This window comes from Streptomyces sp. NPDC021224 (assembly GCF_044332905.1).
Lineage (GTDB): Bacteria > Actinomycetota > Actinomycetes > Streptomycetales > Streptomycetaceae > Actinacidiphila.
Genome location: NZ_JBIRPW010000026.1, coordinates 50,623 through 74,945, shown reverse-complemented (window position 1 = coordinate 74,945; position 24,323 = coordinate 50,623). Strand labels below are relative to the sequence as shown.

Here is a 24,323-nt window from a genome sequence, read left to right as displayed (position 1 = left end):
AGGACGGTCGTGCCCGACACCACCGCCACCGCGTCCGGCGCCACCTCCGCCCGCTCACGCACCAGGTCCACCAGCGTCACCGGCGGCAGCTCCACTACCGGACCGTCCCACGACGCCAGCAGCTCCCGCTCCGCCACCGGCAGCAACCCCAGCTCACTGACCGGAAGTTCGGGAGCGGCCACGACAGACTCCAGCAGCTGCCGGTAACGCGCGCCCATCCGCTCCGCCGTCGTGCCGTCGAAGAGGTCGGCACTGTGGATCAGGTAGGCCAGCAGCGAGCCGTCCGGCTGCTCGCGCAGGTCGAGGGACAGGTCGCAGCGGGCCGGGTGCCAGCCCAGCGGGAAGGGCCCGGTGCTGAGTCCGGGCAGCGGATCGGCGACGTCCCCGTACGTGTGGAGCGCGAACATCGCCTGGAAGATCGGCGTACGGCTCAGGTCCCGCTCGGTGCCGAGTGCACCGACGAGGCGCTCGAACGGCACGTCCGGGTGGGAGAGGGCCGACAGTACGCTGCGGCGGGTGGCGCGGACCAGGTCGGTGAAGGACGGGTCGCCGCTCAGGTCGCAGCGCAGCACCATCGTCGTCGACAAGTAGCCGACGACGCGCTCCAGTTCGGGGCGACCGCGGCCGGCGGCCGGGGTGCCGACACAGAAGTCGGTCTGCCCGCTGTGCCGCGCGAGCAGCACCTCGTAGGCCGCGACCAGCACCATGTACGGCGTGCAGCGCGTCTTCCGGGCCAGTTCGTGCACGGCGCGGACCAGTGGTGCCGGGAGCGGGATCTCGGTCTGGCCGCCCGCGGACGTGCGCTCGGCAGGGCGCGGCCGGTCCGTGGGCAGCTCCAGGTCCGGCGCCCCGGACAGCTGCTCGACCCACCACCCGAGGTCGCCGGGCGGTTCGTCCGCCGCGGCCAGTTCGCTGTACTGGAGCGGCGGGGGCGGCAGTGCGCGGCCCGCGCAGTGGGCGGCGACCTCCTCCTGGAGGACGTTCAAGGACCAGCCGTCGCTGTTGATGTGGTGGGTGACCACGCACAGCACATGGTCGTCCGGCGCGATCCGTACCACCGTGACGTGCAGCGGCGGCTCCGCCGTGAGGTCGAAGGGCCGGTTCGTCCGCTCGGCGACGATCCGCCGGGCCTCGTCGGCGGAGGCGGCGTCGATCCGCTCGGCGACGACCGGCGCCGGGTCCTCGACGACCGCTCGGGGCTCGCCGCCGACCTCGGTGAAGCGGGTGCGCAGCGCGTCGTGCCGGGCGACCACGGCGGTGAAGGCCGCCTCCAGCGCCGGAACGTCCAGCGCGCCGCGCACCCGGTAGGCGTAGGCGAGGTTGTGCGAGGGGTCGTCCGGGTCGAAGGCGTTCAGGAACCACAGCCGCTGCTGGGCGTACGTAAGCGGTCCGGTCTTCACTCGTCTTGTCTCCGGGGGCACAGGGGGCGGGTACGGACGGCGGGCCGCACGACGGGGGCGTCGGGCGGTGCGGGGCTGCGGCACCGCGAGGTGCGGCGGTGCGCTCCCGGCGTGGGAACTCCGGGGTCGTGCGGCGGGAACTGCGGTGTGTGCGGGGGCTTACGGGGGCGTGCGGTACGGCGGTGAACGTGGGACGGTACGGACTGCGGCCGGGGACGGCAGGACAAGCGGTCGGGAGCGGGCACGCGGCGCTGGGCGCCGGAGAGGCCGCCCCCGCTGCCTGCTCCGGCGCCGGTCCGCGCGCGGCGCCCCCGCGTTCTCCACCTCCCGCGGTATCCCTCCGTGTCCGGCGCCTCCCGGGCGCGGCCGGACGGCGCCCGGCGCCCCGGAGGCAGCCGGGCGTGGCTGCGCACCGGCAACCGGTAACCAGCGACCAGTGACCGGTGACCCGGGATGGGAGCGCTCCCGCGTTCGGCCGCTATATCAGCAGCCGCGCATCCCGCCGGTCAAGAGCCGATCGCCGGACGGTTTCCGGCCAGTCCGTCCGCGCTGCCTCCGGGCGCCCGTGCCCTGCCGCGTCCGGGCGCACCTGTCGCACACCGCCTCACCTGCCCGTACGGCGCAGCGTTGACGGCCCGTCGGGCAAATGACAGACTGGCGCGCGTCCGACCCTATTGGTCTAGACCAATGATGAAATGCGGTGCCACGGGCACGCCGAGCCGCCGGCCGCCCCACCGGCACATCCCCATCCGTACCGGGGGAGCCGTCATGTCCTGGGAGCGCTCCCGGGGGCACGTCGGCACCTGCCCCACCGCCGGTCCGGTCCGAACAGGAAGGCGGCAGCAGCCCATGACGGCCGAAGCGGTAGTGCCCGGACTCCGGCCCCGCCACCGCACGATCGACGTCCGCGCCACCCACTCCCCAGGTCCCGCGGAAGGCCCCCTGACCTGGGCCCAGCAGCACATGCTCGTGCTCTTCGAGGAGCTGCGCCCGCAGACCGACCCGCTCAACCTGCGCTTCGCCGCCAAGCTGCGGCCCGGCCTCACCGAGGACGAGGTGCTCGACGCGCTCGCCGACCTCGTCCGCACCTACGACACCCTGCGCACGCGGTACACCGTCACGCCCGACGGCCCGCGCCAGCAGGTGTCCGCCACCGTCCGGCTGACCGTCGCCGTCCACGACGGCACCGCCGAGACGGGCGAGACCCTCGCCACGCAGGTCCTCGCCGAGGCCGCCGCCCGCCCCTTCGACATCGCCGCGGAGTGGCCGGTCCGCGCCGCGATCGTCGCCGTCGACGGTGCTCCGCGCCACCTGCTGCTCGCGCTGTGCCACCTGGCCGTGGACCACGAGGGCGCCGAGTGGATCCGGCACCATCTGCGGGCCCTGCTCCCCGCGCGGCCCCCGCGCACCCCGGCGCCCGCGACGCCCTACCGGATGCTGGGCGAGGCCGAGCGGGAGCGCTCGCCCGCGGGTGCGCGCAGCGGCGCGCGGGCGGTCGCGCACCACGAGCGCACCTTCGCCGTGATGCCGCAGACCATGCTGCCGCGGGCCCCGGCCGAGCCGGAGCCGCCCCGCTACCGCTACCTCGAATTCCACTCGCCCGCTCTCGCGCTGGCGCTGCCCGCGCTCGCCGCGCGGCACAATTCCAGCCCGGCCACCGTGCTGTTCGCGGGCCTGGCGGCGGTCTCCGGCTTCGTCGCCGGGCTGCCGCGGGCCTTCCTCCAGCTGACCGTCGGCAACCGCACCCGGGCCCGGCTGCACGGCGCGGTCGGGATGTTCACCCAGGACGTCCCGGTCGCCGTGGACCTCGCGGACGCCACCGTCGCGGAGGTCATCGCCCGCGCGACCCCCGCCGTCTTCCAGGCCGCCCGCTTCGGCGCCTACCCGCCCGCCGACCTCACGGCCGCGCGCCGCGCCGCCGAACTGCGGCGCGGCCTCGCCTTTGACCTGTCGTGCTGGCTCAACTTCCGCACCTCCGCCGAGCACACCGCCCCCGCGACCGCCCGCCCCACCGCCGCCGAGCTGGCAGCGGCCGCGGCCCGGACCCGCTGGCGCCGGCTCGACGGCACCGACAACAGCACCAGCACCTACTTCGTCTTCGCCGACAGCAGGCCGCGCAGGGTCACGCTCACCACCATCCTCGACACGTCCCTGCTGCCCGACGCCGAGGCCGTCGCGTGGCTGCGCGCGGTGGAGAGCGTGCTGTGCGCCTCGCTCACCGGCGACGTCCCGGTGACCGCGATCGGCGAGCGCACCGGGCTCGCCCCCGACCCGCGCGGCGCCGACTGGCACCTGTCCGGCGCGGGGTGGGCCCACCTCCCGTCCGTCACCGACCTGGTCCGCCGGACCTCCGGGGCGGAACACGCGGCGGTCTTCGCCGAGCCGTCCGCCGAAGGGCCCCGCCTCGTCGCCTACCTGCACGGCACCCGCACCGCCCCCGACCCCACCGCCCTGCACGCGGCCTGTACGGCGGCCCTGCCCGGCCTGCGCACCGCGGTCGCGCCGGACGCGTACGTGGTGTGCGCGACCCCGCCGCCCCGCTCGCCCGACCTCACCGCCTGGCGCCAGGCGCCCGTCCTGGCCCGCGGCACCGGCCGCCCTCCTGTCCCTCCGCGACCGGCCTGACGTCCCCGGCGGGCGCACCCGGCGCACCCGGCGCTGCCGTGCCCCCCGGGGGCACCCGCGGGGTCGGCCGAGCGGGTCGGGTGTCCGCGGCGGCCCGGCATGGCGCGGGCCCCGCGGCGCGCGGCGCCAGGATGCTGGCCCCGACCAGGCAGGAGGCGCCGTGACCGATCCCCGCACCCCGCGAGCCCGGCCCGGCGCCCCCACCGGGCCGGGGACCGCTGTACCCGGCCAGTCGGGCGTGATCGGCATCGCCCTGGCGGCGGTGCTCACGGCCGCCCTCGCGCAGGGTTCGTGGCAGTGGTTCGCGACCTATGTCGGCGTCACCCTGCTCGCGGTGGTCTTCTCCTTCTACCGGCGCCCGCCCTGGACGCCCGGCCTGCGCTCGGTGTACGCGCGGACGCTCGCCGCCTACTGCCTGGTGGTGGGCCTGTGCGTGTCGATCGCCCTGGCACCGGCGCTGCAACGCTGGTCGTGGCTCTTCCCGATGCCCGGCACCCGGGACGACTGCCCCGAGCTGGGCGCGTACGAGCGCCTGCGCACGACCGCGGCGCTGGGGAATCTCGCCGGGCGCGACCCCGTCGCCCTCGCCCACGCGCGGACCGCGCAGGGCAACGAGGCCGTGGCCGACTGCCTGTCACGGACGACGACGCTGTGGCTGCCGGTGTGGGCGGTCGGGGTCGCGGTGGCCGTCGCCGCGATCGCCTGGACCGTGGACCGCGCCCGGACCCGCCGGGCGTCCGCCGCGCACGGGACCACGGACGCCTGACCGTCAGACCGCGGCGGACGGCCCGGCGTCCCCGGCCCGCGCCGAGTGCCCGGCCAGCCGCCGCAGCGCCTCCTCGGCGGCGGTGCCGGGCGGCGCGCTGTAGACCACCACGCTCAGCCCCGAGTCGTCCGGCAGGCTCATCGTCTCCTGGTCCAGTTCCAGCTCGCCGACCAGCGGATGCCGCAGCCGCTTGGTGCTGTCGCGGAAGACGTGCACGTCGTGCGAGCCCCACAGCACCCGGAAGGCGTCGGAGCGGGTGGACAGCTCACCGATGAGGTGCGACAGCTCCCGGTCGTACGGATTCCGCCCGGCCTCCACGCGCAGCGCGCCCACCGCGAAGCGCGCCATGCGCTCCCACTCGGGGTAGAACTCCCGCGCCGCCGGGCTCAGGAAGGCGAACCGCGCGACGTTCGCGCCGCAGACCGGGTCGGCGTACAGCTGCGTGTACAGGGCGCGGCCGAGCGCGTTGGCGGCCAGCACGTCCAGCCGGTTGTTCATGACGTACGCCGGCAGCCCCGGCATGCCCTCGACGATCCGCGCCACGCTCGCCCGCACCGCCGGCCGCGCCCCGCCCCGCCGCACCCGGGCCGCCGGTCCGGCCGCGCGCGCGAGGTCGTGCAGGTACATCCGCTCGGTGCCGTCCAGCCGCAGGGCCCGCGCGAGCGCGTCCAGCACGCCGTCGGACACGCCGTGCAGGTTGCCGCGCTCCAGCCGCGTGTAGTACTCGACGCTCACCCCCGCGAGCGCCGCGACCTCGCCCCTGCGCAGCCCGGCCACCCGCCGCCGCCCGTACACCGGCAGCCCCGCCTGCTCGGGGGTGACCTTGTCCCGCCGCGACCGCAGGAAGGCGCTGACGGCGTCCCGGTTGTCCATGCCCCCAGCGTAGGCAGCCCGCCCGCCGCGAGGGGGTCCCTGCCGTTACCCCTCACGGCGCGGACTCCCTCGGCGCGCCCGTACGGCGTTGCATGGTGAACGCCCCGGACGGCCGGGGCCGGCAGCGAAAGGACACCACCATGAACGACGACACCCTCCGGACCGGGACCGGGACCGGGACCGCGGACCCCGCCGACGTCGTACGCGGCCTCTACGACGCCCTCGGCAGGGGCGACGTGCCCGGCGTCCTGGCCAGGCTCCACCCCGACGTGGTCGTCGACGAGCCCGCCCCGCTCCCGTACGGCGGCGTGCACCGCGGCCGCGAGGCCTTCCTCCGGGACGTGCTGGGCGTGATGACGTCCCACGCCGGGATCGCCCTCACCACGGCCGAGGTCTTCACGGGCCCCACCGGCGTCGTCGGGCGGCTCACGGGCACGCTCACCGCCCACGGCACCGGGGAGGTCTTCCCGCTGACCATGGTCGAGGTCCACCGGGTCGAGGCCGGCAGCGTCCGGCGGATCGACGTGTACGTCCAGGACCCGGGCGCGCTCGCCGCCTTCACCGCGCGCGCCGGGGCGGCCGCCGCCGGGACGGGGACGAGCTGACGGGCGCGGCGCGGAATGCCGGCGGCGAGGACGGTGTTCGTACCGGAATGAGCGATTCGCACGAGAACGCGGCATCCGGCGTCGACACCGCCGCCGTCCGCGAGCGGCTGGCCGAGGCGCGGGAGTCCGCCGCCGCCCAGATCGCCGCGCTCGGCCGGGACATCGACGCGATCGTGGCCGCGAACGCCCTCACGGCGGTCGACGACGAGCACGACCCCGAGGGGTCGAGCACCGCCTTCGAGCGCGCCCACACCGCCGCCCTGCAGGACCAGGCCCGGCAGCGGCTGGCCGCGCTGGACGACGCGCTGGAGCGGCTCGGCGAGGGCGCCTACGGCCGCTGCGAGGGCTGCGGCCGGCCGATCCCGCCCGAACGCCTCGCCGTCCTCCCCGCCGCCGCCTTCTGCACGCGCTGCGCGCAGGCCCGCGGCCGCTGACCCGGGGCCGCTGACCCTCTCCCGCCCGCCGCCGGGCCCGCCCCACCCGCGCGCCGCCTGCGCGCGGACCCCTTCTCCGGCACGGGCCCCGCGTCCGTCCCCCGCGCGCCGCCTGCGCGGGGACCCCTTTTCCGGCACGCGCCCCGCGTCCGTCCCCCGGCCCGTAGGATCCGCGCCATGGGCGATCTCGGACGGGGTCTCGCGCTGCTCGTACGCGGGCAGCGCTGGATGCTGCGGAACGGGCGGGACTGGCGCTTCGGGATGCTCCCGGCCCTGCTCACCTTCGCCGGGTACACCGCCGCGCTCGCCGCGCTCGTGATCTGGTCCGACGACCTCGCGGGCTGGGCGACCCCCTTCGCCGACGACTGGACGTCCCCCTGGCGCGGCCTGTTCCGCGACCTGCTCACCGCCGTCCTGGTCGGCGGCGGGCTGCTGCTCGCCGTCGTCACCTTCACCGCCGTCACGCTGCTGGTCGGCCAGCCCTTCTACGAGGCCCTCGCCGGGCGGGTCGACGACGCCGAGGGCGGAGCCCCCGACCCGCCCGAGCGCCCGCTGCTGCACGAGCTGTGGACCGGCCTGCGCGACAGCGTGCGCGTGCTGCTGCGCGTCGCCGCGTTCGCGGTGGTCCTCTTCGCCCTCGGCTTCGTGCCGGTCGCCGGCCAGACCGTGGTCCCGGCGGCCGGCTTCTGCGTGTCCGGCTTCTTCCTCGCGGTGGAGGCCGCGGCCGTGCCGATGCGCCGCCGCGAGGTCGATCTGCGCGGCCAACTGCGCCTGATGCGCGGCCGCCTGCTGCTCGTCCTCGGCTTCGGGGTGCCGCTGGTGCTGGCCTTCCTCGTGCCCTTCGCGGCGGTCGTGCTGATGCCCGGCGCGGTGGCGGGTGCGACGCTGCTCACCCGCGAGCTGCTGCCCGCGCCTGCCCCCGCCGACCAGGCCTGACCCGTACACCCACGCCCCCCCCGGGCCCCGCGGGGGCGCTTAGGGATACCCCTACGCGTACGCCCAGTGCCTGCCGTGCGCGCCCGGCGGTTCCGCACACTCATGCGTCGGCGCAGGTCCGGCCACGGGATCCGTGGCCGGACCGTCCGTGCCGGATGTCTCCTCGCCGCCCCGCACCCCAGGGGCGTGTCCCCCCATGCATGAGGTGAAAGGAACCCCCGTCCCATGCGCATACGAAGAATCGCGAGGCTCTCCACCGTCGCGCTCGCCTGCGTGTCCGCCGCGGCGATCGGCCTGCCCGCGGTCGCGGCCGCCGCCCCGGCGCCGCACGCGAAACCGCTGCCCGCCGGTCACGGGGCCTTCACCGCGGCCCCGTTCACCACCGAGCCGTCCGCCGCGGTCCGCACCCGTGTCACCGGACTGGCGCTGAAGGCGCTCGCCGACCACGCGTCCGCCGCGCACCGGGCCGCCGGTGACGTCTTCACGGTGCGGAACGTGGTCGTCGACGGCGACGGCTCCGCGGACGTCCGGTTCGACCGCACGTACAAAGGCCTGCCCGCCTACGGCGGCGACGTCATCGTGCACCTGGCGAAGGACGGGACGTACCGGTCGCTCGCCACCGGCGCGCGGACCACCGGCGCGGTCTCCACGACGCCCCGGCTCGCCGCCTCGCGCGCCGCCACGCTGTCCCGGGGCGCCTTCCACGGGCGCGTCGACACGGTCTCCGTGCCGCACCTGGCCGTGCGGATGGACGGCAGCGACGCCGCCCTGGTCTGGGAGACCGTGGTCAGCGGGGTGCGGGCCGACCAGACCCCGAGCCGGCTGCACGTCCTCGTGGACGCGGCCTCCGGCGCCGTGGTCCGGACCAGCGACGAGGTCGACACCTTCGCCGCCCCGGGCCAGGCCCTGGGCGCGGCGCCCGCCGCCACGGCGCCCGCGGGCCCGAACGTCGCCGTCAACGGCCGGTCGATCTACAGCGGCCAGGTCTCCATCGACGTCACCCAGTCCGGCGGCGGCTACGCGATGCAGGACCCCTCGCACGGCAACGGCTACACCACCAACCTCAACCACGCCACCAGCGGCACCGGCAGCGTCTTCACCAGCTCGTCGGGCACCTTCGGCAACGGCAGCACCAGCGACCCCGCCTCCGCCGGTGTGGACGCCCACTACGGCGCCGCCGAGACGTTCGACTACTACAAGAACGTCCAGGGCCGTAACGGCATCTTCGGCAACGGCCAGGGCGTCCCCTCCCTCACCCACTACGGCAACTCCTACGTCAACGCCTTCTGGGACGGCAGCGAGATGACGTACGGCGACGGCCAGGGCAACGCCCGCCCGCTGGTCGAACTCGACGTCGCAGGCCACGAGATGAGCCACGGCGTCAGCGGCGCCCTCACCGGCTGGGACGAGACCGGCGAGACCGGCGGCCTCAACGAAGGCACCAGCGACATTTTCGGCACCATGGTCGAGTTCTACGCGAACAACCCCGTGGACACCCCCGACTACACCATGGGCGAGCTCATCAACATCAGCGGCAACGGGCAGCCGCTGCGCTGGATGTACCAGCCCTCCCTCGACGGCAGCTCGCCCGACTGCTACAACACGTCGAACGGCGGCCTCGACCCGCACTACTCCATGGGCCCGCTCAACCACTGGTTCTTCCTCGCGGCGGTCGGCAGCGGCAACCACGGCTACGGCAACAGCCCCACCTGCGACGGCTCCACGGTCACCGGCATCGGCAACGACAAGGCCGCCAAGATCTGGTACAAAGCCCTCGCGTCCTACGCCAACAGCTCGGAGAACTACCACCAGGCCCGCATCGACTCGCTGAAGGCGGCCGCCGACCTCTACGGCGCCCACTGCACCGAGTACAACACCGTCGCCGCGGCCTGGGCGGCGGTCAGCGTCACCGGCACCGACCCGGTGCCCGGCACGTGCGGCGGCCAGCCCGGCTCGCCCACGGTCACCAGCCCCGGCAACCAGACCGGCACCGTCGGCACCGCCGTCTCGCTCCAGATCCACGCCACCGACCCGGCGGGCTCCGTGCTGACCTACAGGGCCACCGGCCTGCCCGCCGGACTGTCGGTCAACTCCACCAGCGGCCTGATCTCGGGCACCCCGACCACCGCGGTGACCGCGTCCGTGACCGTCACGGCGACCAACACCTCCGGCGCCGCCGGTTCGGCCACCTTCACCTGGACCATCAGCGGAGGCGGCACCCCGCCCACCGGCTGCGGCAACCTCCCGGCCTGGGGCGCCACCACCGCCTACGTACCGGGTGACCAGGTCTCCTACAACGGCCACAAGTGGCTGTCCCAGTGGTATTCCACCGGGGCCGAGCCCGGCGCGCCCGGCTCCTGGGCGGTCTGGCAGGACCAGGGGGCCTGCTGACCGCCGGGAGCGGCACAGGCCGCCGCTCCCGCCCGCGGACGCACCGCGGGTGAGAGCGGCGGGCCGCCGGTGACCCGCGCAGCGGCCCGGGTCACCGGCGGCCCGGCCGGGCCTGCGCACTCCCCACCGCCGGCCCGGCCGCCGTCCCCCGCGAGGTTGACCCGCGCGGGCGGCCGCCCTACATTCACGCGGCAAAGGGCTAGACCAATTCCGATCCGCGTCGGGCGCGTGCACGACACGTGTCCGGAGGGGGCTTGCGATGACGGAGCTGGCGGTTTCGCCGGGGGCCGGTGCGGCTGCGGGGCCGGACGCCCCGCGGGCGGCGAACGGACCGGGACGCGGGCCGGTCCAGGAGCCGGGCCGCACACCGGGCCGTACGTCGGGCCGCACGCCGGGACGCGGGCCCGGGGGAGTGCCGAGCGCCCCGACACCCCGTCACCGCCCGCCCGCCGGGCGCGAGACGCTCGTCGGAACGATCCTTGCCCACCTCGACGACGGAGACGGCGTGCTGCTCACGGGACCGGCCGGTATCGGCCGGAGCACCCTGCTCGCCCGGGTCGCCGACGCACGGGCGGCCGGCGGCCACCGGGTGCTGCGCTGCTCGCCCTCGCCCGCCGACCGGCGCAGCCCCTGTCTGGGCCTGATCGACCTGCTGTCCGGTGTCGGCGACGACGTGCTGGCCCGGCTGGAGGCACGCGAACGGGCCCTGCTCGAAGGCGCGCTGCTGCGCGCGCCGCTGCCGCCGGGCGCGGATCTGCGCGGCGGACGGGACCGGCTGGTGCTGCGGTTCGCCACCGGCAAGGTCCTCGCTCTGCTGCGTCAGACCGGTCCGCTGCTGCTGGCGGTGGACGACGCGCAATGGCTCGACGAGCCGACCGCCGACGTCCTGGCCTTCGTCGCTGGGCGCCGCACGGGACCGGGCCACGAGGTCGTGGTGGCGCGACGCGACACCGACCCGGGCGGCGAGGGCCCCGGCGCCGACGGCCCGGACGCCGAAACGCTGTGCCCGCGGCCGGTCCGCGGCCTGGCGGTACCGCCACTGACCGCCCATGAGACCGCCGACCTGCTCGACGCCCACGACCAGCCCGTCTGGCCCCGCCCGCTCGTGACGCGGCTGCACGCCGCCGGCCGCGGGATCCCGGGGACGGTGCTGGCCCTCAGCCGCGCCCTCGCCGAGCAGGTCCAGGGCGCGGGCGGGGAGTTACCCGACGCGTCCGACCCGCTGCCCGTGCCCGCCGCCCTGCGCCCGCCGATCAGGGCCCGCCTGGACGCGCTGCCGCAGCAGGCCCGGCGGGTGCTGCTGACCGCGGCCCTCGCGGCGAGCCCCACCGCTGCCCTGCTGGTCCGGGCGGGCTGCGCGGACGCCTCCGCGGACATCGACCTGTGCGTGCGGCGCGGCCTGCTGCAACCCGGCGCGCAGGACGTGCTGCGCTTCGCCGACCCGCTGGTCGCCGTCGTGCTGCGCGCCGACGCCGGGTACGCGCTGCGGGCGGACGTGCACCGGGCGCTGGCCGGAGCCGCCGACGACCCGGTCGAACGCGCCCACCACCTGGCCGTGCTGACGGTCGGCCCGGACGCCGAGGTCGCCGCCCGGCTCGCGGAGGCGGCCGGCGCCGCCAGACGGCGGGGCGCGCCGGGCACCGCCGCGCGGCTGGGCCGGCTCGCGGCCGAACGCACCCCCGCCGGTGAGGGCGGGGTGGACGCCGACCGCCGTCTGACGGCCGCGGAGGACGCGGTCTCGGCGGGGGACTTCGCCTTCGCCCGGCGGCTGGCCCGCGAGGTGCTGGGCGAAGCGCGGGACCCCGCGGTGCGGGTGCGGGCCTGGAACGTCGTCGTCGACTCCTGCGGGCAGGCCCTGGCCGAGGTCGCCGACGTCCTGCCCGAGGCGGTGCGCGACGCGGACGGCGACCCTGGACTGCTGGCCCAGCTGCACTACCGCATGAGCTGGCGCGAATGGATGGTCGGCGGCTCCGCCGCGCGGGCCCACGGCCACGCGGTGCGGGCCGCGGGACTGGCCGCGCGGGCGGGGGACCGGCGGACCGAGCTGATGGCGCTCACCCAGCAGGCGGCCCTGGAGCTGTTCCTCGGCATGCCCGCCGCCGAGACGACGCTGGGCGCGGCGCTCGCCGCCCCGTACGAGGGCCGGGTGATGGCCGATCACAACGGTCCGGTCTACCTCAAGCACCGCTTCCACGTGGTGCACGGCCGGCTCGACGAGGCACGCGCCGAACTGCGCGCCCTGGTGTTCACCCAGCGGCAGCGCGGCTCGGCCGAGAGCCTGAGCCAGTGCCTGGGCGCCCTCGCCCAGGTCGAGATCGACCGCGGCCGCTGCCGCCAGGCGCTGGGCGTGGCCCGGCAGAGCCTGCGCGTCGCCGAGCAGGCAGGGCTGAGCCTGGGGCCCGCGTGGTACGCGGTGGCGCTCGCGGAGACGGCGGGCGGCAGCGCGGGCCAGGCGCTCGCCGCCGCCGAGGCGGCCCGGCGGCACAGCGAGGACGATGCCGACCGGCTCTTCCTGCCGCGCGCCCTGCACGCCGAGGGCCGCATCCGGCTGCTGGGAGGCGAGTACGCGGCGGCCGCGGGGCTGCTGCGGCGCACCGGCGAACTGGAGACCGCGCAGGGCCAGCGCGACCCGGCGACCCGCCGATGGCACGGCGACCTCGCCGAGGCGCTCGCCGGGTGCGGCGCGCTGGACGAGGCGGACCGGGTCCTGTCCTGGGCGCGCCCGCAGGCCGAGCGGCTGGGCAGGGGGTGCGTGGTGGCGCTGCTGGACCGGGCCGCCGCGGTGGTGGGGGCGGCCCGCGGCGACCTCCGCCCGGCCGCGGCGCTGCTGGAGGACGCCGCGCGGCGGCTGCGCGCGGCAGGCTACCCGCTGGAGGAGGCCCGTACCGCGCTGGCGCTCGGCCGGGTCCGCCGCGGCCTCGGCGACGAGTCCGCCGCCCGGGCCGCCTTCGCCGACAGCCTGCGCGTCTTCACCCGGGCCGGGGCCCGGGGCTGGGTGGCGGCGGCCCGGGCCGAACGCGACCGGTCGCGCGCCGCCGCGGAGCCGGGGGAGGGCTGCGCCTGGTCCGAGCAGCTGACCTCCACCGAGCGCTGCGTCGTCGCCCGGGTCGCGCAGGGCGCGACCAACCGGGAGATCGCGGCGGGCCTGGTGGTGAGCGTCAAGACGGTCGAGGCCGCGCTCACCCGCGCGTACCGCAAGCTGGGCGCCCGGTCGCGGGTGGAGGTCACGCGCATCGTGATGGCCGGACGGGCGGGCTAGCGGCGGATGGGGGGGCACCCCGGGCGAACCGCTGGAGGTGCACTCGCTGGAGGTCGCCGGCCCCGGGGTGCTGCCCTTCGCGATCGGCACCTTCGCCTCGGTCGGCCCGCCGGCCACCGCCGCCTTCCCGCACCGCCACAGCTTCTCCGAGATCGGCCTCGTCACCGGCGGGCGCGTCGCGCGCCTCGTCGACCTGACACCCCACGACCTCGCCCCGCCGTACCTGTACGCGCTCGCCCCGGCCAGGTCCACCACTGGCAGGACGCCGAGGGACTGACAGGCCGGGTGCTGCTGTTCACCGAGGACTTCCTCCTCCCGCATCCCGGCGCCGCCGCCGTCGTCCGCGCCCTGGGCGCCCGACCGCTGCGGCCCGCCCACGACGAGGACACCGCGCTGCGCACCCTGCTGGCCGAGCTCGACCGCGAGTACCGCGGCGCCGCGCACGGCCGGGTGAGCATCCTGTCGTCCTATCTGCACATCTTTGCTGCTGCGGCTGGCCCGGCTGCCCGGCCCGCCGTCCGCCCCGGCCGGGCCCGGCACCGGCCGCAGCGCCGAACCGGCCGACCACTTCCGCGACCTGACGGCCCGGCCCGGCCCGGCGCCCGCGCCCGCTCGGTGGCGGAGCGCGCCCGCGAGCTCGGCGTGTCGCCGGGTCATCTGCACACCGCGGTCAAACGCAGCACGGGCCTGTCGTCCGGCCGGCTGCCAAGCGCCTCATCGCCGCCACGGCCTGACGATCACCCAGGTGTCCGTGTCCGTCGGCTTCGCCGATCCCGCCTACTTCTGCCGCTTCTTCCGCCGCGAGACGGGCGGCCTGTCCCCGGGCGAGTTCCGCCGCGCCGTCTCGCCGCGCCCGGACGGCGGTGCGTGAGGACGGCTCCGCAGGGACCGTGCGTGCGCGCGGCGCCTTCGAGGGGCGGCCACCGCTGCGGGTCAGGCCGCGCGCCCGGTAAGGGGAGCCGGGCAGGCCGCCGGGCCCAGGCGGCTGACCCGCCGTCAGTCGTGGTCGTACACGGTGACGGCCACGCCCGCCGCGGCGAGCCGCTCGGTGACCAGGGGCTCCACCCGCGTCCACGTACCGCCCGCGAGTCCGCAGCCTATGCGGGGCATGTGCACGGAGGCCCCGCGTTCCTTCGCCCGCTCCGCGAGGATGCCGAGGGCGGCGTCGATCGCCTCGTAGCGCACGGGCACGCCCTTGCTGCCGGTGCGCGTACCGCGCTGGCCGACCATGTTGGCCACCCACACCAGGCGTTCGACCTGGACGATCTGCACGGCCCCCAGCCCGAAGTCGTTGCGCGCCCGCTCCCGGTGCCATCTGCGGTAGGCCGCCTCGGGCTCGGGCCAGCGCCTGGAGTCCGTGCTCCTCGCCTCCCGGCTGCCGCGCGCCGCGGCCGGCCTGCTGGTCGGCGTCGCCCTCGGCGCGGCGGGCGCGGCCGTGCAGGCCGTCAGCCGCAACGTCCTGGCCGCACCGGACACCCTCGCGGTCAACGCCGGGGCGTACCTGGCGCTCGGAGTGCTCACCGTCACCGGGGCCTCGGTCCCGCTGCTCGCCTCCTCCGGGGTGGCGTTCGCCGGAGCCCTCGCCGCCGCGGCCGTGGTGCTGGGACTCTCGGGGCTCGGCACGGGGACCGTCCGGCTGGTGCTGGCCGGCAGCGCCCTGGCCCTCGGGATGGGCTCCGTCACCGACGCGCTGCTCCTGCTCTTCCCGGAGCGGACTGACGGCCTCTACCAGTGGAGCCAGGGCAGCATCGCCCAGAACGGCTTCGACGGCGTGCTGCAGATGCTGCCCGTCGCCGCGGTGGGCCTGGCCGGACTGCTGCTCATCGGCGGCCGCGTCGACGCGCTGGCGCTCGGCGACGACGCCGCCCGCGGGCTCGGCGTCCCGGTCCGGGGCACCCGGGCGGCGGCCGTGACGCTCGCGGCCCTGCTGGCGAGCGCGGCCGTCACCCTCGCCGGCCCGATCGGCTTCGCGGGCCTGTGCGCCCCCGCGCTCGTCCGCCCCCTGGCCCGGCGCTTCCGGGGCCTGCGACGTGCCCGGCTGGGCGTCCCGGTCGCCGGCCCGGCCGGAGCCGCCCTCGTCCTCGGCTCCGACGTGGCGCTGCGCCTGGTGGTGGACCCGCAGACCGCGGCGGCCGTCCCCACCGGGTTCGTGACGAGCGCGGTGGGCGCGGTGTGCCTCGTCGTCATGGCGCTGCGCGCGCGGGAGCCGGGCGCACCGGCCGCGCCGGACCGGCTGCCCATCCCGAGCCGGGCGGCGTTCGTGACCGTGACGGCCGTCCTCACCGTGCTGCTGGCCGGCACCGTCCTCGCGGCGGTCCTGCTGGGCGACACCACGCTCCTGCTCGGCGACGTCCTCAACTAAGCGCGGGGCCGCGGCGACCGCGTCGTCACCTTCGTCCTCGACACCCGGCTGCCGAGGGTCCTCGCCGCGCTCCTGGCCGGTGCGGCCCTCGCCCTGGCCGGCACCCTCGTGCAGGCCGTGACCCGCAACCCGCTGGCCGACCCGGGCATCCTCGGCGTCTCCGGCGGGGCCGGTCTCGGGGCCGTCGCGCTGGTCACGACCGTGCCGTCGGCCGGGCCGTGGAGTGTGGCGGGCGCGGCCCTCGCCGGGGCCGCCCTCGCCGCCGCGCTGGTCTTCGGGCTGGCGGCGCGCGGCGGATTCGGGAACAACCGGCTGGTCCTGGTCGGCGTCGGCGTGTCGGCGGCGACCACGGCGGTCATCAGCCTGCTCATCGTCCTGACCGACCCCTTCGACGCCACCAAGGCCCTGACCTGGCTGTCGGGTTCCACCTACGGCCGCACCCTGCCCGACACCCTCCCGGTCGCAGCCGCCCTCGCCGTCGGCCTGGGCGTGGCGGTCGCCCGCCGCCGCGATCTGGACCTCGTCGGGCTGGACGACGACACCCCGCGCCTGCTCGGCATCCGCCTCGCCCGCGTCCGCCTAATCCTGCTGGCCATGGGCGTCCTGCTCGCGGCCACCGCCGTCGCCGCCGCGGGCACGATCGGCTTCGTCGGCCTGGTCGCCCCGCACGCCGCCCGCGCGCTGGCCGGCCGCCGCCACGTCCGGGTCGTCCCGGTCGCGGTGCTGCTGGGCGCGACGCTGGTCTGCGCCGTCGACGCGACCGGCCGCACGCTGATCGCCCCGGCGCAGCTCGGCGCGGGCCTGATGACGGCGGTGATCGGCGCCCCTTACTTCCTCCACCTCCTGGTCCGCACCAGGAGGTGACCGGGCCGTGCGGGCGGGTCAGGCGGCCGTCTCGATGGTGACCTTGAGGTGTTTCATGATCGGCTGGTCGCTCTGGGTGCTGACGTCGCTGATCGCGCACAGCACGTTCATCTCGGGCATGTAGCCGGCCGCGCAGCCCCGCGGCATCTCGTAGGGGACGGCGAGGTAGCCGCTGAGGGACCGGGTGCTGCCGTCCCGTGCGGTGCTGGTGATGTCGACGGGGGAGAACTCCCCGATGCCGCGCTCGCGCATGTCGTCCTCATTCATGAACACCAGCGTGCGCAGGTTCTTGACGCCGCGGTAGCGGTCGTCGTCGGAGTAGACGGTGGTGTTCCACTGGTCGTGCGAGCGCATGGTGCCCAGCGCCAGGGTGCCGGGGGCGGGGACGACGTCGGGCAGCGGCGCCGCGGAGATCTCGGCCTTCCCCGACGGGGTGAGGAAGACCAGCTCCCGGGCGGGCTGCTTGATGCGGAAGCCCAGCGGCAGGCGCACACGGCGGTTGAAGTCCTCGAAGCCGTCGAGGACCCGCGCCATGGTGTCGCGGACGCGGTCGTAGTCCTCGACGTACCACTCCCAGGGGGTGGCGCTGTCCGGCAGCGCGGCGCGGGCCAGCCCGGCGACGATCGCCGGTTCGGACAGCAGGTGCGGCGAGGCGGGGCGCTTCATGCCGACCGACAGGTGGACCATGCTCATCGAGTCCTCGACGGAGGTCCCCTGGAGCCCGCCGCGCTGGAGGTCCTTCTCCGTACGTCCCAGGCACGGCAGGACGAGCGCCTGGCGGCCGTGCACCAGGTGGCTGCGGTTCAGCTTCGTGCTCACGTGCACGGTCAGGTCGCACGAGCGCAGCGCCGCGAAGGTGTACGCGGTGTCGGGCGCGGCCAGCGCGAAGTTGCCGCCCATGCCGACGAAGACCTTCACGTCCCCGCGGTGCATCGCCTTCAGCGTGCCGACGGTGTCCAGCCCGTGCTCACGGGGCGGGTCGATCCCGCACACCTCGGCGAGGCGGTCGAGGAAGCCCTCGGCGGGCCGGTGGTCGATGCCGCAGGTGCGGTTGCCCTGCACGTTGCTGTGCCCGCGTACGGGGGAGGGCCCCGCGCCCTCGCGCCCGAGGTTGCCGCGCAGCAGGAGCAGGTTGACGATCTCGCGGACGGTGTCCACGCCGTGCTCGTGCTGGGAGACGCCCAGGCACCAGCTGACGATGCTGCGGTCGGCCTCGCAGTACACGCGCGCGGCCGCGAGGATGTCGTCGCGTCCGACCCCGGACTGACGCGTGATCTCCTCCCACGGCGTGCTCTCGCACAGCGCCCGGTACTCCTCGAAACCGGTGGTGTGACGGTCGACGAACTCCCGGTCGAGCGCCTTGGGGTCCGTCCTGGCCCACTCCAGGACCGCCTTGGCCATGCCCCGCAGGAACGCCATGTCGCCGCCGATCCGCGGCTGCACGTTCAGCGTGCTGGTCCGGGTGGACTTGGCCAGGGCCATGTCGACGAAGTCGTGCGGGACGATCGTGCGCGTGGCGGCGGCCTCGACCAGCGGGTTGACGTGCACGATCTGCGCGCCGCGCGCGTAGGCCTCGGCCAGCGCGGTGAGCATGCGCGGCGCGTTGGAGGCGGCGTTGACCCCCATCACGAACAGCGCGTCCGCGGTCTCCCAGTCGGCGAGGTCCGCGGTGCCCTTGCCCGTGCCCAGCGCCGCCTGCAGCGCCCGGCCGGACGCCTCGTGGCACATGTTGGAGCAGTCGGGCAGGTTGTTGGTGCCCAGCTCGCGCGCCATCAGCTGGTAGAGGAAGGTCGCCTCGTTGCCCAGCCGCCCCGAGGTGTAGTACGCGGCCCCGTGCGGGCTGTCCAGCGCGCGCACCGCGCGGCCGAACACCTCGAAGGCGTCCTTCCAGCCGATGGGCACGTAGTGGTCCGAGGCGGGGTCGTACACCATCGGCTCGGTCAGCCGCCCCTGGTCCTCCAGCGCGAAGTCGGTCCACCCGGACAGCTCCGTCACCGAATGGGCGGCGAAGAAGTCCCGCCCGACGTGCTTGCGCGTCATCTCCCAGGTGACGTGCTTGATCCCGTTCTCGCAGATGTCGAGCTTCAGGCCCTTGGTGTCGTCGGGCCAGGCGCAGCCGGGACAGTCGAAGCCGCCGTTCTCGTGGTTCATCCGCAGCACGGCCCGCGGCCCGTCCACCGGTTCGCGGGCCCGCAGCAGGACACGCCCGACACTCCTGGCCGCGCCCCAGCCGGCCGCCGGATGGCGGTACGGACGGAATTGCGGGTCCTGCCCGAGGCGCGGACCGGCGCCGGGCTCCGGCGGGTCCTGGCCGTCGTGGGTGGCGCTCATGGCTCTCAACCCCGTTCGCACAGTGGTCGCGCACAGCGGCACGGCGGGCCCTTTCCCGACGGTAGACCGGCCCTCCGGCGCACGCCACCCGGCCGTGGGCCGCCAGGGCGGCGCAGCCGGCGGTCGCCGCGGGCCGGTGACGACTTGCGGTGGTTCGCCGGTGTTGCTGCCATGGATGCAGCAGCCGGAACAGACGAGGGGCGACATCCGTGGCCGATCCGCAGTCCGTCCTCGCGCCGCCAGCCAAGGCCGCGGTGTTCCTCGTGTGCACCGTCGCGCCCGGCGGCGAGGACACCGTCCGCGAGCTGCTCCCGGACGTCGCCGGGCTGCGCAGGTCGGTGGGCTTCCGCTACCCGGACGCCGGGCTCACGTGCGTGGTCGGCATCGGGTCGCTCGCGTGGGACCGCCTCTTCAGCGGACCGCGCCCCCGCGACCTGCACCCGTTCGTACCGCTCGCGGGCCCCCGCCACGCCGCGCCCGCCACCCCCGGCGACCTGCTGTTCCACGTACGCGCCCGCCACATGGACGTGTGCTTCGAGCTGGCCCGGCTGATCGGCGAACGGCTGCACGGAGCGGCGGCCGTCGTCGACGAGGTGCACGGCTTCAAGTCCTTCGACGAGCGCGACCTGCTCGGCTTCGTCGACGGGACGGAGAATCCGGAGGGCGGCCTCGCGGCCGACTCGGTGTACGTCGGCGACGAGGACCCGGACTTCGCGGGCGGCAGCTACGTGATCGTGCAGAAGTACCTGCACGACCTGCCCGCCTGGAGCGCCCTGCCCACCGAGGAGCAGGAGCGCGTCATCGGCCGTACCAAGCTGGACAACGTCGAACTGCCCGACGACGTCAAACCGCCCGACTCCCACGTCGCCCGCAACACGGTCACCGGCGCGGACGGCACCGAGCAGAAGATCGTGCGGGACAACATGCCCTTCGGCCGCGTCGGAGACGGCGAGTTCGGCACCTACTTCATCGGCTACGCGCGCACCCCCGACGTCACCGAGCACATGCTGCGCAACATGTTCCTCGGCGACCCATCCGGCGCCCGCGACCTCCACGACCGCATCCTCGACTTCTCCCGGGCGGTCACCGGCACCCTCTTCCACGTGCCGACCGAGGACTTCCTCGACGACCCGCCGCCCCCTCCCGCAACGGCCCCCGCGGCCGGGAACTCCCTGGGCATCGGGAGCCTCAAAGGAGTGTGATCACATGACCTCGTCCGCCGGCACGACCAACCTGCACCGCGAACTCGCCCCGGTCACACCCGCCGCGTGGTCGCAGATCGAGGAGGAGGCGGGCCGCACCTTCCGCCGCAACCTCGGCGGCCGCCGCGTCGTGGACGTGACCGGACCCGACGGCCCAGCCCTGTCCGCCGTCGGCACCGGCCACCTCACCGCCGTCGACGCCCCCGCCCGGGGCGTCGGGGCACGGCTGCGCCAGGCCCAGCCCCTCGTCGAGCTGCGCGTCCCCTTCACCGTCACCCGCGACGCGGTCGACGACGTCACGCGCGGCGCCCAGGACTCCGACTGGCAGCCGGTCAAGGACGCCGCACGCGCCATGGCCCTGGCCGAGGACGGCGCGGTCTTCGGCGGATACGCCGCTGCGGGCATCGAGGGACTGCGCCGCGGCACCTCCCACCCCGCCGTCACCCTCCCGGCCGACCCGCGCGACTACCCCGACGCCGTGAGCCAGGCCCTGACGACGCTGCGCCTGGCCGGAGTCGAGGGCCCCTACGCTCTGGTCCTGGGCGCCGTGCCCTACACCGCGGTGAGCGAGACCTCCGACCACGGCTTCCCCCTCGTCGAGCACCTCGGCCGCCTGCTGGACGAACCGCCCGTGTGGGCGCCCGCGATCGACGGCGGCTTCCTGCTCTCCACCCGCGGCGGCGACTTCGAACTGCGCCTGGGCGAGGACCTCGCGATCGGCTACGCGGGCCACGACGCCCACGAGATCGAGCTGTACTTCCGCCAGACCCTCACCTTCCTCGTCCACACCGCCGAGGCCGTGGTGCCCCTCGCCGCGCAGCCGCAGGACGTCAGCGGGTGACGATCCCGGCGACGAGGTTGATGGCGGTGGCGAGGATGCCCGTCCCGAAGACGTACGACAGCAGGCAGTGCCGCAGCGTCGTCGCGCGGATGACCGAACTGGACACGTCGGTGTCGGACACCTGGTAGGTCATCCCCAGGTTGTAGCTGAAGTAGAAGAAGTCCCGGTACGCGGCCGGCTGGTCGGAGTTGAAGTCGATCCCCCGCGCCTGCGTCGTCCAGTAGAGGTACGCGTAGCGCGTGGCGTACATCAGGTGCAGCGCCGCCCACGCCATGAGCACGCCGATGAGCGTGGTGGCGGCATGGGCGGTGTCGGACGGCCCGATCAGCAGCACCGCGATCCCGGCGAGCCCGCACAGGGCGGCCGCGACGACGACCAGCTCCTCCGTCAACGGCCGGAAGTCCTCCCGCCGGGCGTAGCGCCGGGTGGTGTCCGCGTCCATCGGCCACAGCTCGATCCACCCCGACAGCACGAAGGCCGTCTCCATCGCCGCGATCCCGCCCAGAGCGCCCAGCGCCCCGTCCACCGCCGCCCCGATGACGACCCCGACCAGGGCTCCGACGACGACGGCCCCCGCGAGGCGGGGCACCGCGGACAGGGGGAACCAGGCGGTCATGACCCTCAACGTAGCCGCCCCGCCGGTACCCGGCCTGCGGACACCGCCATTGGGATCTCGCACGGCGGCCGTCGCCCCGGGCCGCCGTGCGGAGCTGCGCCCCGCCGCGCACCTGATGTGCGATCAATAGGCGATCCGGTGTGCGATCCGCGATAGGGTGGCGCGCGGAGGTGAGCGCTGTGTCCACCGGGAACGAGCTGTTCAGCGCCGTCGACGCGCTGCTGGAACAGGTCCCGTCCGACGACCTGCCACCGCCCGCGGAGCGCAGGCGGCTGCGGGAGGCCGCCGGGCTGAGCCAGACCCAGGTCGCCACCGCGCTCGGCACGCGCCGTGAGGCCGTGGGGAACTGGGAGGGCGGGAGGACCGAGCCGCGGGCCCCGCAGCGCGCGGCCTACGCACGCCTGCTGGAGGGCCTCGCCGCGCGCTTCCCCGCCCCGGAGCTGCCGCCCTCGGCGGCTCCTGCGGCTGCGGTGGCGCCTCCGGCTCCGGTGGCTCCTGAAGGGCCGTCGCCGGTGGTGCCGGAGCCGTCCCCCGGCCCGGCCGCGGCCGCGCGCCGCCCAGGCGTGCGACGGGCCCCGACCCCTGCGCCCGACGCGCCCGCGGTGGATCCGCGGTTCGCGCACGGCCCGCTCGGCGTACTGGACGGCGACGGCTCCCTGTACTGCACGGGCGGCCTGGTGCTGGACTGCCCGGCGGACACGGTGCCGGAACTGGTGGAGTGGACCCTTGCCGAGGCGGGGCTCGGGGCGGCCCGGCTGCACCGCTCGGGCAAGGACTCCGACCCGCTGGTCGCGCTGACGGCCGGGGCGGCGCGGCGGCTGGGCCTGCCGCTGGAGCTGGAGGACCGGCGGTCCCTGCGGCTGCCGGAGGGCCACCCGGTGGTCAAGCAGATCACGAAGGCGAAGTGGCAGCTGACGAAGCGCGGGTTCGGGCCGTGGGCGCGCGTCTACCGCCCGGCGCAGGGCGACCGGCGGCAGTGCGTGCAACTGGCGGTGCTGCCCTGGGGCGCGCTGGACTCCCGTGCCTGGGGTGACGCGGACCGGCTGCCAGCCCCGGACCTTGCCCGCGTCCTGTCGGCGTACGCGGCCCGGGTGCTCACCCCGCGCGGCAGTACGGCCGTCGCGGGCCTGGAACTGATGACGGCGCTGCGGCCGCCGACCCGCGCGGTACGTGACGAGGCGTCGGGCACCTGGGTGTCCGGGCCTGTGCCGGGGTCACTGACCACACCGGTGGACCCGGCCCCGCCGGAGGCCCCGGACGAGCACCCCGTCGTGCACGGGCTCTTCCCGCGCGGCCACCAGCGCACGCCGGAACAGGTCCTCGACGAGGAGGCGTTCGACTGGATCCGCGATCCGCAGCTGCTCACCGACGCCGAGTGCGCGCGCCCGTTCGCGGTGGGGATCGACGTGAACACCGCGTTCCTCGCGGCCGCGAACCGGCTGGTCGTGGGTCTGGGGGCCCCCGAGCACGTGCGCGGCCCGCGGTTCGACAAGACCGTGCCCGGCTGCTGGCTGGTGGACCTGTCCGGTATCGGCCTCGACCCCCGGCTGCCGTCGCCCTTCACACCGCACGGCGAACGCCCCACAGGGCCCGCGTGGTACGCCACCCCGACCGTCGCCTACGCGGCCGAGCTGATCGAGGCGTACCGGCTGCCGGTGCAGCTCCGCCCGGCCGAGGCGTACGTACGGCCCGAGAGCGGCCCCTACCTGGACCCCTGGTACAAGCACCTCGCGGACGCCTACAAGCAGACGATGGCCGACCTCGGCGTCACCGCCGGTCTGTCCCCGGCCGACTTCCTCACCGCGATGGAGCACCACAAGGCCTCCGACCCCGGCATCGCGGCGGTGCTCTCCGCGATCAAGTCGACGGTCAAGGGCGGCATCGGCAAGCTGCGCGAGCGGCCGCAGGGCGCCTCGTACCGGCCGGGAGAGCGGTGGCCCGCGCTGGAGCGCCCGACGTGGCGCCCCGACATCCGCGCCGCGGTCATCTCCGCGGCCCGGGTCAACATGCACCGCAAACTGCTGAAGACCGCGGCCGCGACCGGCGGCGTCCTGCCCCCGGCCCAGGACGCCGGGGTGTGGACGGTCCGCTTCGGCGACGAGGCCCTGATGCCGGTCGCGCTGCTGTCGGACTGCGCGGTCTATCCCTCGGCGGGTCCCTCGCCGCTGGACGTCCTTCCGTACGACGCGGCGGGCAAGGCCGCGCCGGGCACCTTCCGGCTCGGTGTCTCCCCGGGGATGGTCAAGCACGAGGGGACCCGCGAGCTGTACTGGGCCGTCGGCCTGATGGAGCAGGACCACAACCCGGCCCGCCACATCAAGGGCGACGACGCCGTGGACGAAGGGGAGTAGGTCCGTTGGGGGACACCATCGTCGCAGTGGCGGGCACGCTGCTCGGCGGCCTGCTGACCTCGCTGCTGCAGTCGCGCCATTCCCGTGCCGCCCGGCGCGACGACCGCGCCGAGCGGCGCTCGGCCGATCTGCGGGCGGCGCTCGGCGCGCTGGTGGCGGCGATAGGCGACCACCGCCGGGCGATGTGGCGCCGCGAGCACCTGCGCCTGACCGGCGCCCCCGCCACCGACTACGACACGGCCCGCACCGACAGCCATGCCACCCGCTCGGCCGTGACCGCCCCGCTGGTCGCGGTGTCGGTGCTGGAGCCCGATCTCGCCCCGTCCGCCCGCGCCGCGGCCCAGGCCGCCTTCGCCATGCGCGACGCCGCCGACCTCGGCACCCTCGCCGCCCTGCGGGAGCGGGCCATCACCGCCACCGACGACCTGGTCGCGGCCGCGGGCCGGACCCTGCGGCAAGGAGACTGA

General features: G+C 75.9%; 17 protein-coding genes and 2 pseudogenes. 14 read left to right on the top strand and 5 right to left on the bottom strand.

What is annotated here, in order from left to right; translation table 11 throughout:
- On the bottom strand, positions 1-1,400 hold a 1,400-nt coding region (locus ACH4PY_RS35720), incomplete at its 3' end, for a condensation domain-containing protein (protein ID WP_398192679.1).
- Between the two features lie 849 nt (positions 1,401-2,249).
- Here ACH4PY_RS35720 and ACH4PY_RS35715 point away from each other — a divergent pair.
- Together ACH4PY_RS35715 and ACH4PY_RS35710 are read left to right on the top strand one after the other, a co-directional pair.
- Entirely contained in the window at positions 2,250-4,025 is a 1,776-nt protein-coding gene (locus tag ACH4PY_RS35715) for a condensation domain-containing protein (protein ID WP_398192678.1), read from the top strand.
- A gap of 160 nt (positions 4,026-4,185) precedes the next feature.
- Entirely contained in the window at positions 4,186-4,791 is a 606-nt protein-coding gene (locus tag ACH4PY_RS35710) for a hypothetical protein (RefSeq protein WP_398192677.1), read from the top strand.
- A gap of 3 nt (positions 4,792-4,794) precedes the next feature.
- Here ACH4PY_RS35710 and ACH4PY_RS35705 read toward each other — a convergent pair whose 3' ends face one another.
- The gene (locus ACH4PY_RS35705) at positions 4,795-5,664 is read right to left on the bottom strand and encodes a helix-turn-helix transcriptional regulator (protein ID WP_398192676.1); all 870 of its coding nucleotides are present in this window, start codon (positions 5,662-5,664) and stop codon (positions 4,795-4,797) included.
- A gap of 140 nt (positions 5,665-5,804) precedes the next feature.
- Between ACH4PY_RS35705 and ACH4PY_RS35700 the strand changes: the two genes are divergently transcribed.
- From ACH4PY_RS35700 to ACH4PY_RS35670, 7 genes are all read left to right on the top strand, one after another.
- A complete protein-coding gene (locus ACH4PY_RS35700; RefSeq protein WP_398192675.1) occupies positions 5,805-6,269 on the top strand; it encodes a nuclear transport factor 2 family protein in 465 nt (154 codons plus the stop codon).
- A gap of 47 nt (positions 6,270-6,316) precedes the next feature.
- Complete coding sequence (locus ACH4PY_RS35695) at positions 6,317-6,703, top strand: TraR/DksA family transcriptional regulator (RefSeq protein ID WP_398192674.1); 387 nt, start codon at positions 6,317-6,319, stop codon at positions 6,701-6,703.
- Between the two features lie 177 nt (positions 6,704-6,880).
- Positions 6,881-7,639 carry an EI24 domain-containing protein gene (locus tag ACH4PY_RS35690; RefSeq protein ID WP_398192673.1) on the top strand — a complete coding sequence of 253 codons (759 nt, stop codon included), beginning with the start codon at positions 6,881-6,883 and terminating at the stop codon, positions 7,637-7,639.
- Between the two features lie 225 nt (positions 7,640-7,864).
- On the top strand, positions 7,865-10,030 hold the full coding sequence (locus tag ACH4PY_RS35685) for a M4 family metallopeptidase (protein ID WP_398192672.1): 2,166 nt from the start codon (positions 7,865-7,867) through the stop codon (positions 10,028-10,030).
- Between the two features lie 412 nt (positions 10,031-10,442).
- On the top strand, positions 10,443-13,289 hold the full coding sequence (locus ACH4PY_RS35680; RefSeq protein ID WP_398192671.1) for an AAA family ATPase: 2,847 nt from the start codon (positions 10,443-10,445) through the stop codon (positions 13,287-13,289).
- Positions 13,290-13,326: 37 nt separating this feature from the next.
- Positions 13,327-13,566 (top strand): hypothetical protein, encoded by a 240-nt coding sequence (locus tag ACH4PY_RS35675; RefSeq protein ID WP_398192670.1) that lies wholly within the window; start codon positions 13,327-13,329, stop codon positions 13,564-13,566.
- Between the two features lie 204 nt (positions 13,567-13,770).
- On the top strand, positions 13,771-14,160 hold the full coding sequence (locus tag ACH4PY_RS35670) for a helix-turn-helix domain-containing protein (RefSeq protein WP_398192669.1): 390 nt from the start codon (positions 13,771-13,773) through the stop codon (positions 14,158-14,160).
- Between the two features lie 125 nt (positions 14,161-14,285).
- Here ACH4PY_RS35670 and ACH4PY_RS35665 read toward each other — a convergent pair.
- Positions 14,286-14,642 (bottom strand): annotated as a pseudogene (locus ACH4PY_RS35665) (Appr-1-p processing protein); the annotation flags it as partial.
- A gap of 1 nt (position 14,643) precedes the next feature.
- Between ACH4PY_RS35665 and ACH4PY_RS35660 the strand changes: the two are divergent.
- Positions 14,644-16,515: pseudogene (locus ACH4PY_RS35660) on the top strand (iron ABC transporter permease); the annotation flags it as partial.
- Between the two features lie 18 nt (positions 16,516-16,533).
- Here ACH4PY_RS35660 and ACH4PY_RS35655 read toward each other — a convergent pair.
- Entirely contained in the window at positions 16,534-18,846 is a 2,313-nt protein-coding gene (locus tag ACH4PY_RS35655; RefSeq protein ID WP_398192668.1) for an FdhF/YdeP family oxidoreductase, read from the bottom strand.
- 209 nt (positions 18,847-19,055) lie between these two features.
- Here ACH4PY_RS35655 and ACH4PY_RS35650 point away from each other — a divergent pair, with 209 nt between their 5' ends.
- Both ACH4PY_RS35650 and ACH4PY_RS35645 read left to right on the top strand, forming a co-directional pair.
- Positions 19,056-20,048 carry a Dyp-type peroxidase gene (locus tag ACH4PY_RS35650; RefSeq protein WP_398192667.1) on the top strand — a complete coding sequence of 331 codons (993 nt, stop codon included), beginning with the start codon at positions 19,056-19,058 and terminating at the stop codon, positions 20,046-20,048.
- Positions 20,049-20,052: 4 nt separating this feature from the next.
- A complete protein-coding gene (locus tag ACH4PY_RS35645) occupies positions 20,053-20,889 on the top strand; it encodes a family 1 encapsulin nanocompartment shell protein (protein WP_398192666.1) in 837 nt (278 codons plus the stop codon).
- Here ACH4PY_RS35645 and ACH4PY_RS35640 read toward each other — a convergent pair.
- Positions 20,879-21,505, bottom strand: a complete 627-nt coding sequence (locus ACH4PY_RS35640) for a DUF1345 domain-containing protein (RefSeq protein WP_398192665.1) — start codon at positions 21,503-21,505, stop codon at positions 20,879-20,881. The genes ACH4PY_RS35645 and ACH4PY_RS35640 overlap by 11 nt on opposite strands.
- Before the next feature lie 179 nt (positions 21,506-21,684).
- On the opposite strand from ACH4PY_RS35640, the gene tap reads away from it, so the two are divergent.
- Together tap and ACH4PY_RS35630 are read left to right on the top strand one after the other, a co-directional pair.
- Complete coding sequence (gene tap / locus ACH4PY_RS35635) at positions 21,685-23,856, top strand: telomere-associated protein Tap (RefSeq protein WP_398192664.1); 2,172 nt, start codon at positions 21,685-21,687, stop codon at positions 23,854-23,856.
- 5 nt (positions 23,857-23,861) lie between these two features.
- Positions 23,862-24,323 (top strand): protein kilB, encoded by a 462-nt coding sequence (locus tag ACH4PY_RS35630; RefSeq protein WP_398192663.1) that lies wholly within the window; start codon positions 23,862-23,864, stop codon positions 24,321-24,323.